Raw genomic sequence first — 15484 nt, 5'->3', positions numbered from 1 at the left:
GGAGACATCATGGGGAACATCAATGAATACGTGAACGGTAAAGTATCAAAGAACCGTGAGCAAATCGAGTATCACGTTGAGAAAATATTAGAATTAATCGGTGAAGATACCGGCCGCGAGGGACTGCTCGAAACACCAGCACGTGTTACGCGGATGTACGAGGAGATATTCGGCGGTTATTCGATAGATCCCCGCGAGGCGCTCGGTGTTACTTTTGATGAGTCTCATGAAGAACTAGTGATCGTGAAGGATATCGTCTATTACAGCCAATGTGAGCATCACATGGCTCCATTCTTCGGTAAAGTGCATATTGGATACATTCCGAGCGGACGGATTGCTGGACTCAGCAAATTAGCCCGCCTAGTTGAAGCAGTGAGTCGGCGTTTGCAGGTTCAAGAGCGCATTACGACGCAAATTGCGGATATTATGACGGAGGTACTAAGCCCTCACGGCGTTATGGTTGTTGTGGAAGGTGAACATCTTTGTATGTGCGCACGTGGAGTGAAGAAGCCAGGCAGTAAGACGGTAACCATGTCTACTAGAGGAGTCTTCCGGGAGGATGCCGCCGCTCGTGCGGAGTTTCTGAGCTTGATTAAAGAATAGTATATAGAGGTGTCTATGCCTCGAAATTAGAAGGACCCATCATTCACTTTTTGTGAACGATGGGTCCTTTTGGGTCAATATAAGCGAATAGAAGTGATGTCTTCTACGAAGTGGAAAGTGATCAGTAAGGCTTCCATGCCAGTTTACTGGCAGCGGCATAACGCTCTGACACATATGGCCAGTTGACGACCTTCCACCAATCGTTAATATAATCCGCACGATTATTCTGATGTTTCAGATAGTAGGCATGTTCCCATACATCCAAGGCCAAGAGCGGAACAACGTCCCATTGCGATAAATTTTGATGTTTTTCTGCAGTGAGAATTTCTAGTCTATGGCTACGTGGGCTCCAGACGAGAATGGCCCATCCGCCACCTTCTACTTTATTCGCAGCTTCGGTGAACTGTTTCTTGAAGCTGTCATAGCTTCCAAAGCTTTGTTCTATAGCTTCTAATAAAGCACCTGTTGGGCGCCCCCCGCCTTGCGGAGACATCACGTTCCAAAAGATCGTGTGAAGATAGTGGCCTGCGCCATTAAAGGCTAATTCTCTCTCCCAATGTTTAACGAGATCGAAGTCACCGTTCTTACGGGAATCTGCTAATTTAACTTCAGCCTTGTTTAATCCATCTACATAACTTTGATGATGCTTATCGTGATGAATTCTCATCGTCTTTTCGTCAATATAAGGTTCTAGTGCATTATAGGCGTAAGGCAAGGGAGGTAGCGTATGGCCGCCAATGGGTACCGCGTCGTTTTTATCGCGGATATCAGGAACAGTGTCAGTAAAAGTAGAGAATCCATCATTCCGCATGGTATCGTCTGTATCGATGTTTACGACATAATCCTCTGTGTAATCGCGCATGACTTGTGAAAGCTTCCCGGGCGAGCTGAGTGTCTGCAGTACGGCTAGGAAGTATTCTGATTCGCGAATAATATGCAGAATCACAGTGGTTGCAAGGGGGACGGCTTTGACCGCTGCGCTACTCTCCATGATGGCAAAGAGCTGCCGGACGAACTCTTGGGATTGATTGCAGGAGATATGTAGCAGTTTTTCCGTTTCCGCAGTGAGTTCTGCCTGTGGTGGAGGAGAAGCGGAAAGGGCAGCATTCAATAGCTGCTGTGCCGCCTGCTCTGTTGCACCAAAAACAACGGCCCATTCATCGAGGAGTTTCACATAAGGATCCTCTAATTTAGGTACGATCGCTTTGATGACCTCAGTATGCTCTTTCTCTTGTGTTTTCCAAAATACGATTTCTTCCAGAATACGTACTGGCAGCATCGGCCCGTATACATATAGCATGCCAAGAAAACCTCCCGTGATATGTCTTTATCAGTCCATTATATGAACGGTCTTGGAAGGTTATGAAGAACATAAACTTAGAGTGACTCTTGGGCTTCTTTTTTTCCTGGGGATTAAAACAGCCTCTTCCTAGGATATATTTCTTTCTGTCCCTGGAAGAGGCTGTTCGTATGGTTATTAGCACTTAGTTAATTACTTGCCATCGCTGGCTGATCGCCATTATTATTTTTGGCCAAATGGACATTCCCTAAGAAAGCGGAGACCCGCCGCAAATACTCACGGGGATGCTCGCGGAACAACAGCTCATGATGACTACCCTCGATGATCCAGGAATCAGAGAACGGATTGTTCTGATTTGCTGCTAGTTCTTCGGCAATAGGATAAGGGGCTTTATCGTCTTTGGTTCCATGCATGAATAGGATAGGGAAAGGATAATCTTTGGACTTAACCTTGGCATAAGGAATTTGATCTAGTCCCGTACCGTTCAGTACCGGGAACAGCATTTCCATGATCGCCAGGGAAGGTTGGCGCGGCAGATCGATATTCTGCTTGATATTATGATACAGCGTGTCTGGTTCTAACAAAAAGGTGCTGTCCAGAATCATCGCGTCGATGTCCTCAGATACTAATCCTGCCTGCAGTGCTGTGCCAGCACCCATGGAGAAGCCCCAAACAACTAGCTCTTTCGCCCCGCGTTCCTTTGCGAAATCAATGGCGCCTAGAAGCTGCTGGGATTCTTTTTTGCCGCCGGTTGCAATATCCTTATTACCTTGGGCAGCAAATCCGTAATCAAACATTACGACATTAAAATTCAGACTGTGTGCATAGTGCGCGAGATCGTACATAGGTACCCAAGACTCTTCGCGGTTGGCACCATAGCCATGACTGAACACGATAGTCTTAGTGGCATCCTTGGCTGGAATATACCAGCCGTTCATCATGCGACTGCCATCCTTAGCTGGGAAGGTTACATCCTCGTAGGCGAGGCCTTTGGCCATCATAGGATTGGAATACAGTGGCGCAACGGTTGGATTGGACAGCACCCAAGCGATGTAGCCATGAAGCGAGACAAAACAAAATGCTAAAAAGAAGAATATAGATAATAGCAATGCAACGATAATATGCTTAACACGGATCATCCGCAGCGATAGTCGTGATGAACTGCCCTGTTTAGGTAGTTTAGGACGACGGGAGACTGACGTGCCTGCTCGGCTGGTTGTCAGATCCATAAGGTCCCCTCCTAAGTATGATGTGAGTACTAGTGCCTAGGATAATTTGTCGAAAATGATACTAAAGCATTAGTATATTTAATATGTTTATCGTAAGTTGAAGCACTTACAAAGTCAATGAATTGGACCGTTTTGTAATGTAACTGTAAAGTGCGGACCAGTCTTTTTCGGCTCAGTGAATATACTGGACTTTCCGTAGAGTTTTGCACTAAGATAGAGTTAATTATAATGTAACCGCGTTTCATTTGATGAAACACGAGGGGGGATTACTGTGGAGGACCGAAAGCTAACGGTACGCGCGGTAGAACGTGCGCTCGACATATTACTTTGTTTTACGCAGGACAGTGATTTAGGGTTAACAGAGATCGCATCAAAGATTGACTTACATAAGAGTACAGTCCACAGATTGCTGGCAACACTCGAGGAAAAGGGCTTTCTTATTCGCAATCCGGCGACAGAAAAATATAGGCTGGGTATACGCATCTGGGAGTTGTCTACGCATCTGCCTGCTTTTGACGAGTCGGCAGCGGTATTGCTGCCATCTATGGAACGGCTGAGAGATCGACTCGGAGAGACGGTAAGTCTTTACTTAAGGGATGGTATTGAACGCGTACGTATTCAGGCGGTACAGAGCCAGCAGGCGATTCGTAGAGTCGCACAGATCGGTGCGAGGCTGCCATTATCCGTAGGTGCGTCGAGTAAGGTGTTAGCGGCGTATGCACCGCCTGAGGTGTTGAGAGCGCTGCTGGAGAGTTCGGAGTGGCCGGATTACGTTGAGAAGAGTGTATACAAAGATCAGCTTAATGAGATCATCCGGTTAGGGTATGCTACTAGTTTCGAAGAACGTGAGTCTGGTGCGGCCGCTGTGGCTGTACCTGTCACAGGCCGTAGTGGAAATGTGATTGCGGCATTATCGCTGTCGGGGCCGGTCAGCCGCTTGTCTAGGGATACGTTAGTGGAGTATGCCGCCATCTTGAAGGAAGCAGCAAGTGAAATGGGTATGATGATTCCATAGGAAAAACAGGGTGGTCTCATAAAGTGTGTTTTTCGCTGAATGAGACAGACCGTTAAGAAGCAGAACAGCGATCTCTCCGTTATTGGAGGATCGCTGTTTGTTTTTTTGAGTAAGGGGGGCTTGATTTTGTCGAATAATGGGTACCTGACGACTAACCGAGCTCAGTGTTGCCTTTGGCAATCCACTGCTTACTATGCTGAGATGCTCGGAAGCGCGTAACGTCGTAATACCAGAGCTGGAACACTAGAGTAAAAAAGCCGTAACCCGTTCTCGTTTACCAGTAATCTAGGTGGCTCTTCTGATATCTCCCGAGCCATCCGGACTCAGAAGACGCTAATCTACCCCTGAACCCCTAGACTCAGGGCAAGGGTCCAAGCAAACAAAGAAGCCCCAGCAGCCAACAATCGGCTACTGGGGCGCTCCAGCGACAAGGAACTGCCTCACAGCCACTCATGGCCGCGAGACATTCCTTATTAAACCTATTCTACCGATACAGCCGAAGAATCTGTGGCATCTGCCAGCATTTGACGAAGTACAGTTTGTAGAATACCACCATTGCGATAATAATCAATATCAACCGTGCTGTCGAGTCGTGCAGTAACAGGGAAGTCAAATTGAGTACCGTCTTCACGGGTAGCGGTAACAGTTAGATCTTGGCTTGGCGTCACCTCGTTATCGAGACCGGTAATGTTGAAGGTCTCGCGTCCGGTCAGTCCCAAGCTGCTCCAGCCGTGGCCTTCCTGGAATTGCAGTGGAAGCACACCCATACCAACCAGATTGCTGCGGTGAATCCGCTCAAAGCTCTCAGCAATAACAGCTTTAACACCTAACAGAAGTGTGCCCTTGGCAGCCCAGTCACGTGAGCTTCCTGTGCCGTATTCTTTACCGGCGATAACGATGAGATTCTGTCCAGCGTCCTGATACAGCATGGAAGCGTCATAGATGGACATGACTTCGTCACTTGGCAGGAAGGTTGTAACTCCGCCTTCTGTACCTGGAGCTACTGCGTTACGAATCCGGATATTAGCGAATGTACCACGCATCATGACTTCATGATTTCCGCGGCGTGAGCCGTAGGAGTTGAAGTCTGCACGTTCTACACCATGATCGCGTAAATATTCGCCGGCAGGACCAGAGGTAGAGATATTACCTGCAGGTGAGATATGGTCGGTTGTTACGGAATCAGCAAGCAACGCCAGAACGCGTGCATCCTTGATATCCTTGATGTCTCCCAGACCGTCTGCCAGATGCTCAAAAAATGGCGGATTCTGAATATACGTGGAGTTATCGTCCCACTCATACAGCTCGCCTTGTGGAACAGGGATAGAATTCCAACGTTCATTAGCAGTGAATACATTCTCGTATTTACGACGGAACATCTCCGGACTAAGGGAGAGACCAATGGCTTCACGAATTTCAGCAGTGGTTGGCCAAATATCCTTCAGGAATACTGGCTCACCTTGTGGATCAAATCCGAGCGGTTCAGTCTGTAAATCGATATTTACAGTGCCAGCCAGTGCGTAAGCAACTACGAGCGGCGGTGAAGCCAAGTAGTTGGCTTTGACCTGAGCATGTACGCGGCCTTCAAAGTTACGGTTACCGGAGATTACAGCAGCTACGGTCATATCGTTATCAGTGATGGCTTGGCTAACCTCTTCAGGCAATGGACCGGAGTTACCGATACAAGTAGCACAGCCATATCCCGCCAAGTAGAAGCCCAGTGCTTCAAGTGGCTTCAGCAGGTCTGCTTTTTCCAAATACTCAGTAACTACCAATGATCCTGGAGTCAAGCTGCTCTTCACGTATGCTGGTTTGGTCAGACCACGTTCCACAGCTTTTTTCGCCAAAAGACCTGCACCAAGCATAACGCTAGGGTTGGAAGTATTCGTACAGCTTGTAATCGCTGCGATCACGACCGCGCCTGTGCTTAGCTTGCTTTTGGTGCCATTTTTATGTTCTATTTCTACAACTTGGGCGATTTTCTCATCGCTGAGACCGTAACCGCCTTTGTCTACAGGTGTACGGATAATTCCTTCGAAATTCTCTTTCATATGCGTAAGCTCGATCCGGTCTTGCGGACGTTTTGGTCCAGCTAAGCTTGGGACGACAGAAGCTAGGTCAAGTTCAATGAAATCGCTGAACTGAGGGTCTGGCGTATTCGAAGTACGGAACATGCCTTGTGCTTTGTAATAAGATTCAACGAGCTCGACCAGATCATCTGGACGACCTGTGCTGCGAAGATAAGCAAGTGTCTCTTCATCTACAGGGAAGAAACCGATCGTTGCTCCGTATTCCGGCGCCATGTTTGCAACCGTTGCCCGGTCAGCAAGACTGATGTTAGCAAGACCAGGACCGTAGAATTCGACGAATTTGCCGACTACGCCTTTTTTACGCAACATTTCAGTAACTGTCAGTGCCAAGTCTGTTGCTGTAGCCCCTTCGATAAGGCTGCCTGTAAGCTTGAAGCCCACTACATCTGGTGTAACAAAATAGAGCGGTTGTCCGAGCATACCTGCTTCAGCCTCAATACCACCTACACCCCAGCCTACAACACCAAGTCCATTGATCATAGTAGTGTGGGAGTCCGTTCCAACAAGGGAATCTGGATAAACGACAGTTTCACCATCGATAGTTTTAGTAGTGGCTACGGAAGCCAAATACTCCAAGTTCACCTGATGCACAATACCGGTAGCTGGAGGAACTGCGCGGAAGTTATTGAAAGCGGTCTGTGCCCAGCGAAGGAAACGGTAACGTTCCTCGTTACGCTCAAACTCCACGTTCATATTATATTCCAAAGCGTCTGCCGTACCGAAAGCATCAACCATAACAGAGTGGTCAATGACAAGGTCAACGGGAACGAGCGGGTTGATCTGTTTAGGATCTCCGCCGGCTTTCTTTACAGTATCACGCATAGCAGCCAGATCTACGACTACCGGAACACCGGTAAAGTCCTGAAGTACGATACGAGCAGGGATAAACGGAATTTCTTTATTGCGATCAATGTCGCCTGACCAATCAGCCAATTGTTTCACATGTTCTTCTGTAATCGCCCGTCCATCAAATTGACGAACAGCCGCCTCAAGTAATACTTTGATCGAGAAAGGAAGGGAAGAGATAGAGCCCAATCCTTGTTCCTCAAGGGAGTTAAGATCATAATAGCGATAAGATTTGCCACCTGATTCCAGGGTGCGGGCCAACGAGAAATGATCCTTGCTTGGCATATGTGCGCCTCCTTGTTTCATCTATTGAAACTCAATTTCACATTGCATGTTATTTAATTATAACGGTTACAAAGAGGGGAGTAAAGTTTTTTTTCCTATATATAAAGCCCGAATATCGCATCTCAGAAACCATTTAGAGTTATCTCTAAAACGTAAGCTATAAGCAAAGCATATGCCCTACCATGTAAATTGAAGCGATCTGTATAGCGGCCTGTTTCCTTTCATATACATAGAGCAGTAGTTAAAAGGGAATGAAGGGGTGCGAGTATAATGGAACAACAGTGGAAGCAGAGTCTATATGTATATGTAGATCAAGTGAATAAGGCCAGGGTGGAACCTAAGTCCTCATCGCAAACAGTTTCCGTATCCGTTAAAGATCCGCGTTTTCTGGTGGAGCAAGGGGAACGTTCACGCCGTATCGCTGAATGGTATACCGCTCGTGGGATCACTCCGCTGCGTGGGGAAACAGGTGTAAAGACATTACGGACCGTCCGGCAGACTCCGACTGAGGTGGTAGCAGAGGTTACGCTGCATAGTGCACTCTATTATGAAAAAGGAGGCGTTAACCACCGCGAGGATAGGGTTGAGCTGGAGCGGTTGACCTTTGTGCGGGACGGAGGGGGCTGGGAAATCGCTGCTATAGAACGAACCATTCCTGAAAGGAATATAGTTCATAGAGCTGAGGTGGAGTTATCAGGCAGGTTGTCCAAATGGGGGGAAGCTTTACCTGCTCCGCTGCCATCACAGCCCCTTCTAAACCGGAATATTCTTGGTGAGATCTCGGGCTCAAGAGAGGTTCGCTACAATCGTGAAGAAGCGGTGGCTTATGCCGATCGTTGGTGGAAAGACGGGAATCCGGAGTTCGAAACATTTGAGGTGGATTGTACGAATTATGTCTCTCAATGCCTCTTTGCAGGGGGCGCGCCTATCAACTATACTGGTAAAAGAGAAACGGGCTGGTGGTACAAAGGCTACCAAGGAAAACAAGAATGGTGGAGTTATAGCTGGGCTGTATCAGACAGTCTGCAGCGCTATTTGAGCGTTAGCCGGAGCAGTGGCTTGCGTGCGGAGGTTATGGAGCGGCCGGAGCAATTGATGCTGGGCGATATCATTCAATATGACTGGGATGGTAACGGGCAATATCAGCACAGCACGATCGTCACAGCCTTTGATGCTGGTGGCATGCCGCTTGTGAATGCACGTACCGTTAGCAGTCGTCATCGCTTCTGGGACTATCGTGATTCCTACGCATGGACGGATCAAACGAAATACCGTTTTTTTCATATTAACGACTATTTATAAGACAGAAAGAGGTTATAAAGGTATGGGGAACGCAAAACTAACCGTAGGGCTGGCGTACGGGGGCAAATCCGGAGAACATGAGGTATCGCTACAGACGGCTTTTGCCGTGATGAACTCATTTGATTACGATAAATATGAGATTATCCCTTTTTATATTTCAAAACAGGGCTTGTGGAAAGTCGGAGAGACGTTATCGGCACCTTACAGTGAGGTAGAGCAGCTTAAGCTTTCAGATGCAACGGAAGATATGGGCACAGCTCTGAATGTAGTATTTAGTGGACTATCCGGTGGGGAAAATGCGGTGGACGTCATGTTCCCACTATTGCACGGCACGTATGGCGAGGACGGCACAATTCAAGGGTTGTTCGAAATGGCGAATATTCCTTACATTGGGGCTGGTGTTCTTGCCTCTTCGGCAGGTATGGATAAGGTTGTTATGAAGAAGCTATTCGCTGATGCAGGTCTGGATCAGTGTGAATATTGCTATTTTAATATCAGTGCTTGGAAAAGAAAAAGTCATGAGTTGATTGTGGGTGTAGAGGATAAACTGGGATATCCAGTATTCGTAAAGCCTGCTAATCTGGGCTCAAGTGTAGGTATTTCTAAGGCTTCTGATAAGGAAAGTCTTGTAAAAGCTATAGACTTCGCCTTCCGTTATGACACCAAAGTCATTATTGAGGAATTCGTGGATGCTCGTGAGGTAGAGGTCGGTGTGCTCGGAAATGATGAGCCAGAGGCCTCTGTTCCGGGTGAAATCGTTTCTTCTGGAGAATATTATGACTACGCAGCTAAATATACGGACGGCAAATCGCAAATGATGATTCCTGCGCCAGTAGATTCTGAAGTTGCCGATCATTTGCGGGAGTCCGCGATAACCGCTTTTCGAGCGATTGAGGGTAGCGGGATTACCCGGGCGGACTTCTTCCTGCGGAGATCGGATGGAAAAATTTTAATAAACGAAGTGAATACGATGCCCGGCTTCACGCCTTACAGCATGTATCCATTATTGTGGCGTGAGACAGGTGTGTCCTATAGAGCTCTGCTAGACCGTATGATTGAGTTAGCTTTAGAGCGCTATAATTTCAAACAAGGTCTTAAGTATGACAATGAGTAATTGAAGCTACCAGCGGGTTTATACCGACTAGAAAGGGGCGAAAAAATATGGGTTTTCAAACTGAATTCAATTCCGTCTGTAAGTTCAAAAATGAACAAGAGCTGTACGAGCTGCTGGAGTACGGGCGTACCAAAATGGTGAAGCAGGGCTTTCGCGTATATCCGACAGGTCAGAAGGTGATTGCCTACACGCCTGAGAATGTAGCTGTAGCGATTGTCAAAATCTCTGCTTCGATTGCAGAGATTAATTTTCAGGGGCATGAGGTTACAGCGGTCGAAATGGAACTCGTGCGTAAACTGAATGAAGAAGAATCCAAAGTACAGACTGCACTAGCAGATGAAATGTTTTTTGGATCGCAGGGATGATAGTCCGATTTGGATATGTAGCGATGTCCACCGTTATTAAAGACTGCTCTCCATCCAAAACCATGACGATGGCCTCCTTCAAGAAGCTGGATGACCGTGAAGCGGCACTTCGTCGTCTGGAGAACCTCGCTCGGATGAATCTGCATAATACACTGCGACTAATGAAGCATAATGTGGGTTCGGACATCTTCGTGTATCGTCTCACTTCTAAGCTGATTCCTCTAGCGACGCATCCTGATTTACAGGATTGGAATCCGTTTGCTGCGCTCGCTGAGGAATTCGCGGAAGTGGGGCAATATGTGAAAAAGCATGGGATGCGGGTGTCTTTTCATCCAGATCACTTTACAGTGCTTAGTACACCCCGTCCTGAGGTGCTAGTAAGTTCCATCCGGGATTTGCAGCACCATACGGACATGCTGAATGCCATGGGTCTTCCTGCCATGGCGAAGAACAATATTCATATCGGCGGAGCCTACGGGGACAAGCCGGTGGCAGCCAAGCGGTTCGAGGAGCATTTCCGCGAGCTACCAGCAGCGCTGCAGGCGCGAATTACGCTGGAGAATGATGATAAGACCTTCACAGCCCCGGAGACACTGGCAGTCTGCCAGAATGTAGGTCTGCCGATGGTGCTGGATATTCACCATCAATGGGTGAATAATGAAGGAGAGCTCCCTTGGGAGCTGTGGCCTGACATTCAGCAGACATGGCGGAGCGAGCTTGCGCAGAAGGATGTTCCATCGGGAGAGCTTTTGCCGCCTAAGATTCATGTATCTAGTCCGCGCAGTCCGTCTGATCCACGCAGCCATGCAGATGGTGTGGAGCCTGCACCATTGGTAGCTTTTTTAAAGCGAATAGCTGCAGATACCCCTGCTGTCGATGTTATGATTGAGGCAAAACTAAAAGATGGTGCGTTATTTGGATTGATGGAAGCAATGAAGGAACTGGCTGATGCCGGTAACGGAATTTCCGTATTAAATGGGGCAAGTGTGAATATTGAACCTTAAACAATGAAAATAAGGCGATAGGTCCCGAATACGGGCCCTATCATGACTTGATATGTAACTTGAAATAGGGTACGTTGAATGAAACTTTATTACGATTAGATTAACATTCAAGGGATCATAGAAATGGGTATCCCTATGGAGGAACTTTGAGAACGTTTTGGCGTATTGAACGGTATTGTGAATAGGATTGCTAAAAATTTCATGCCAATGGCGATTATGTTCAAGGAAGCGGAGTGAAGATATGAGTCCTATAAAACCAGAGGGTAAGACCGAACGTGAACCCTATGTAGTAACGAGCAAGGGACATACGGCGGTAGCCATTAATGCTGCTGCCAAAGCAGGAGAGTGGATAAAGAGCAGACAGGGTCTGGTGAATGAACTTAGTACGAAAACATCGGCTCAGGATCTGGTTACGGAAGTAGATAAAGGTGTTGAACAGATGATCCGCCGATTGATTCTGACACATTATCCAGATCATGCGATCCTTGGTGAGGAAGGCGTATCCCCGGGAGCAGCAGCAGCGACGGCTGCATTGGAAGAAGCTCGTGAGCATGAATATCTGTGGATTGTAGATCCTGTAGATGGTACGACTAATTTTGTACACGGATTTCCGTTTTACTGTGTCTCCATTGCTTTGGTGATTCGTGGAGAATTATCGGTTGGTGTAATTTACGATCCGATTCGTGATGAAATGTTCGTTGCTGAAAAAGGTAAGGGAGCCTACATGCATGGTGTTCCTACCTCAGTATCTACAGAGAACGTTTTTGGAGATAGCTTGATTGCTATGGGCTTTCCGCCGGACCGTGAATTTGCGCAGCCTGTCAATATGGCAGGACTACAGAGCATTCTTCCGCAGATTCGTGGTATTCGCGCAGGAGGTTCAGCTGCTCTACACTTGGCTTATGTGGCAGCAGGTCGGGTAGATGGATACTGGGAAGTAGGCTTAAGCCCCTGGGATTGTGCAGCAGGAGTGCTTCTAGTGCTGGAATCAGGGGGCAGAATTACGGATACGCTTGGGCGTCCATATGATATTGGCACTCGTCATATAGTTGCAAGTAATGGTCATATTCACGAATATTTGGTTTCGTCACTGAAGAATGCTGAAGCAACAGGATATAAGCTTTAGGGAGGACGATGCATCATGAGCGAGAAGGATGATCTTGAACGTAAGCTAAGCGAAATGTTGGTTGATGGTGAGATGGAACAGGGTGACCGTATAGCTAAAGAAATCCGTGAGATCTCTCCGAAGTATGAGATTCGTATCCAGACCACAATGGATCCTATTGTGGAGGAGACGTTGCAGTACCGTAAGATTGGACGTGAACTAGACGAGCGTTATGATAAATATCTGGAACGTGCCGGGAAAAATTTGAATTCACAAGAGGATTCCAATAAAGAATAAGACATTCGTTGCTAGCTGTGATAATAATTGTGATTTTCAGAGCGGTTTCCTGAATATGGGTGGCCGCTCTTTTGCGTTGCTATCAGGGATGGTAGAATGAGAATTAGAACATTTTGGGAGGGATACGATGCTAAGCAAGTGGAGAAGAATTTTAGCAGCCAGCACAAGCAGTATGCTTTTGTTATCTGTGTTGATTGGCGTAGGTGCCGGATCGGCAAATGCAGCTGACACGTCTGCAACACAAGATGCAAGTCAGGATGTCTTTCGCATCGTAGCTCTTGGCGATTCGATTACTGCCGGATATGAGCCGGGAATGACGGATGTGAATACCAAGCCTTACGGCTATGCGGAGCGACTACTGGAGCAGGGTTGGTATCATGGCAGGAGCGAGCTTACCAATTATGGTATTTTAGGACTGACTACTGCTGGATTACGTAATTACACAGGGGCAATCAAGGATGGCTCAGTGATTACGGCTGAAGGTATTCAGTCAGGTCTTCCAGATCCGCGGATAGACCAATTCGTAAAATTAACCCCACAGATCGCATCAGAGCTGAAGGAAGCCGATCTGATTACGATTACAATTGGGGGGAATGATGTAAGCCGTCTTTTCTTACAGGTTAAGGAGCTGACAGATACAGATTTCGAATCTCAGCTGGAGCAGAAGCTGGCGGATTACAATACGAATGTGAAGGCAAGTCTTGAGAATATTCGTGCGATAAATCCACAAGCAACAATTATACTGGCTGATCAATATCAGCCTGCTCCTAAGATCGCTCTTGGTGCGATGTACACTAAATTGATGACCGCAGCAGCGAAATTTACGGATTCGGCAGATCGTGTGGCTGCAAGTATGAATCAAGAAGGAGCAAATGTAGTAGTAGCTCATGTAGCGGCAAAGTTTGCCGGCTCAGAGGGATCACTCACGCATATTATCGGGGCCGGACAAGCGGATTTTCACCCTACGCAGCTCGGATACGAGACCATTGCAAAAGTATTTGCTGAATTACAATGGGGGGAATACCGCATTCCCACTGTAATGGCGATGGCTGCAGATGCTGTACCGATGTCGATTGTTGTAAAGGGTGTAGAGTTAAATACGCCGAATAAGCCCATCCTTAAGAATGGTCAGAACTTCTTGGCGCTTAAAGATATTCTAAATGCCGTAGGCGCTAATGGAAAGTGGGATAATAAGACCTCCAGTGCGACTATTGAATACGGTGGACGGACTGTTGTAATCACGATCGGCAGCAAATTTATTAAGGTGAATGGACAGAATGTAGCCATTGATACCCCTGCTTTTCTGCAAAAGGTAGGCAAAGAAGATAAAACTTATCTTCCCCTTGCCGCATTGGCGACCGGACTTGGATTTGATGTTAATTATAGTAGCAAACTGCGAACGGCTTTCATAAATCCATAAATCTGCATACTATACCATAAGTACTTTAAATTAAGCCCGTAAGGCAAAGGTGGATGGAATATTGTCTAGTTCAAAATTTAGTGCTGAATATATCATCACAATGGATGATATTGTACGGGAAGGTCATCCCGTGCTTCGTACCGTGGCACAGCCGGTGGAGCTTCCTTTACAGAAGGAGGATCGTGAGACTCTGCAATGTATGCTTCAGTTTCTGAAGAACAGCCAGGATCCGGAGATCTCCGAAGAATACAATTTACGTTCGGGCGTAGGTCTGTCAGCGAATCAAATCGGACTGTTGAAGCGTATGTTTGTAATGTACTCTACGGATGAAAGAGGGCGGATTGTAGAGCATGCTTGGGTTAATCCTAAGATCATCAGTCACTCACTAACCATGGTGTACTTACCGGAGAGCGAGGGGTGTCTGTCCGTTGATCGGCCGGTGCATGGATTTGTACCTCGTTATGAATCTGTGAAGGTAAAGGGATATGATCTTGAAGGTAAGGAAGTGGTCCTTAAATTTAAGGGCTACCAAGCCATCATCATCCAGCATGAGATTGATCATCTCGATGGGATCATGTTCTACGACCGAATCAACAAGGAAAATCCATTCAAGCTTCCTCAGGGAGTGGAAATCCGTAACTTGTACGAGTAAAAGAAAATCTCCGAATCATAAAGCGTGTGGTCTTGCAGCATTAAGCTGAGGGGCACATGCTTTCTTTCTATCTGCAAGATTGAATGATTTCAAATATTTTACAAATTAATCCAAAGGAGGTACCATGTAGATAATGGGTAGAAATTAATTTTATTATCAGAAGGAGGTTATGAAATGGGGTGGGGTAGAATGCCAATAAGAGGCGTGGTCAACGAATATAATGATGAGGTTAAGCAGATTGATGAGCAGATTTTGACTCTGATTCAGGAACGTAAAGCTATAACAGGCAAAAAACGGTTCTCCCCCGAAAGTGAGCTCCTTGAGGAGTGGACAACTAGATTCGAGATGGACACTGCTCAGATTGTACAGTATATACACAGTCTGAATGAGGCTGTGCCCAGACGGAAATATTGGGAAGAGCCCGGTTTACTGCTCGGCGTTCTTCCAATTGTGAAGCGGACAGTCCTCGAAGATTGCGAGTATACACTTACACATGCTATGCAGTATGAAAACCTCAGCATCGTTACTGTGGAAATCAAGTATTTAAAAGAGACGGTGGAGCATGTTCATCTTAGAGCCGCTCTAACATTGGAAATTATGAGTGAGGTTGCCTATGAAATCCAGCCGCATGGAGGTCACGGAGGGGGCGCTCATACACAAATGCAGTTCTTGGTCTCGCCACCGCTGCCAGCGGATCTGGATACGGTTCAATTTGCCTTAATACCCGGAGGAGACCAAATGTTTCGACCTACCATGACAGAGATTATATTGGACAAGCAAATTGACTTCGAATAGTGCCAATGCAAAAAAACCTACCACCAAGCTTGGTGGTAGGTTTTAGTATGTTTAGTGGCTGT

Annotated in this window: 14 protein-coding genes; 11 read left to right on the top strand and 3 right to left on the bottom strand. The window is 46.9% G+C overall.

Going from position 1 to position 15484, the window contains the following annotated elements; genetic code table 11:
- Window positions 1-9 precede the first annotated feature (9 nt).
- Window positions 10-603, top strand: coding sequence for a GTP cyclohydrolase I FolE (gene folE / locus CA598_RS16250; protein ID WP_094877190.1), 594 nt, complete (start codon window positions 10-12; stop codon window positions 601-603).
- 121 nt (window positions 604-724) lie between these two features.
- Here folE and CA598_RS16245 read toward each other — a convergent pair whose 3' ends face one another.
- Together CA598_RS16245 and CA598_RS16240 are read right to left on the bottom strand one after the other, a co-directional pair.
- The gene (locus tag CA598_RS16245) at window positions 725-1903 is read right to left on the bottom strand and encodes a Fe-Mn family superoxide dismutase (RefSeq protein WP_094877189.1); all 1179 of its coding nucleotides are present in this window, start codon (window positions 1901-1903) and stop codon (window positions 725-727) included.
- Between the two features lie 188 nt (window positions 1904-2091).
- Entirely contained in the window at window positions 2092-3132 is a 1041-nt protein-coding gene (locus CA598_RS16240; protein WP_076285877.1) for an alpha/beta hydrolase, read from the bottom strand.
- Between the two features lie 271 nt (window positions 3133-3403).
- Between CA598_RS16240 and CA598_RS16235 the strand changes: the two genes are divergently transcribed.
- Window positions 3404-4147 carry an IclR family transcriptional regulator gene (locus CA598_RS16235; RefSeq protein ID WP_094870720.1) on the top strand — a complete coding sequence of 248 codons (744 nt, stop codon included), beginning with the start codon at window positions 3404-3406 and terminating at the stop codon, window positions 4145-4147.
- Between the two features lie 479 nt (window positions 4148-4626).
- Here the strand turns inward: CA598_RS16235 and acnA are convergent, their stop codons facing one another.
- Window positions 4627-7368, bottom strand: coding sequence for an aconitate hydratase AcnA (gene acnA, locus CA598_RS16230; RefSeq protein ID WP_094870719.1), 2742 nt, complete (start codon window positions 7366-7368; stop codon window positions 4627-4629).
- 270 nt (window positions 7369-7638) lie between these two features.
- Here acnA and CA598_RS16225 point away from each other — a divergent pair, with 270 nt between their 5' ends.
- From CA598_RS16225 to CA598_RS16185, 9 genes are all read left to right on the top strand, one after another.
- Entirely contained in the window at window positions 7639-8670 is a 1032-nt protein-coding gene (locus CA598_RS16225) for an amidase domain-containing protein (RefSeq protein ID WP_094877188.1), read from the top strand.
- Between the two features lie 22 nt (window positions 8671-8692).
- Window positions 8693-9784 (top strand): D-alanine--D-alanine ligase, encoded by a 1092-nt coding sequence (locus CA598_RS16220; RefSeq protein ID WP_094870717.1) that lies wholly within the window; start codon window positions 8693-8695, stop codon window positions 9782-9784.
- A 47-nt stretch (window positions 9785-9831) separates the two neighbouring features.
- Window positions 9832-10149: a hypothetical protein gene (locus CA598_RS16215; protein ID WP_094870716.1), complete on the top strand. Its 318-nt coding sequence runs from the start codon at window positions 9832-9834 to the stop codon at window positions 10147-10149.
- Entirely contained in the window at window positions 10146-11153 is a 1008-nt protein-coding gene (gene uvsE, locus CA598_RS16210) for a UV DNA damage repair endonuclease UvsE (protein WP_094877187.1), read from the top strand. The genes CA598_RS16215 and uvsE overlap by 4 nt, the downstream gene beginning before the upstream one ends.
- Before the next feature lie 241 nt (window positions 11154-11394).
- Window positions 11395-12279, top strand: a complete 885-nt coding sequence (locus CA598_RS16205; RefSeq protein ID WP_094870714.1) for an inositol monophosphatase family protein — start codon at window positions 11395-11397, stop codon at window positions 12277-12279.
- A 15-nt stretch (window positions 12280-12294) separates the two neighbouring features.
- Window positions 12295-12555, top strand: coding sequence for a hypothetical protein (locus CA598_RS16200; RefSeq protein WP_094877186.1), 261 nt, complete (start codon window positions 12295-12297; stop codon window positions 12553-12555).
- Between the two features lie 127 nt (window positions 12556-12682).
- Window positions 12683-13975 carry a stalk domain-containing protein gene (locus CA598_RS16195; protein ID WP_094877185.1) on the top strand — a complete coding sequence of 431 codons (1293 nt, stop codon included), beginning with the start codon at window positions 12683-12685 and terminating at the stop codon, window positions 13973-13975.
- Window positions 13976-14075: 100 nt separating this feature from the next.
- Window positions 14076-14627, top strand: coding sequence for a peptide deformylase (def, locus tag CA598_RS16190; RefSeq protein ID WP_094870731.1), 552 nt, complete (start codon window positions 14076-14078; stop codon window positions 14625-14627).
- A gap of 174 nt (window positions 14628-14801) precedes the next feature.
- On the top strand, window positions 14802-15422 hold the full coding sequence (locus tag CA598_RS16185) for a hypothetical protein (protein WP_094877184.1): 621 nt from the start codon (window positions 14802-14804) through the stop codon (window positions 15420-15422).
- Window positions 15423-15484: the final 62 nt, after the last annotated feature.

It is taken from the genome of Paenibacillus sp. VTT E-133291 (genome assembly GCF_002264395.1).
Taxonomy (GTDB): Bacteria; Bacillota; Bacilli; order Paenibacillales; family Paenibacillaceae; genus Paenibacillus_AQ; species Paenibacillus_AQ nitricinens.
This window is presented reverse-complemented; position numbering and strand designations above follow the sequence as displayed.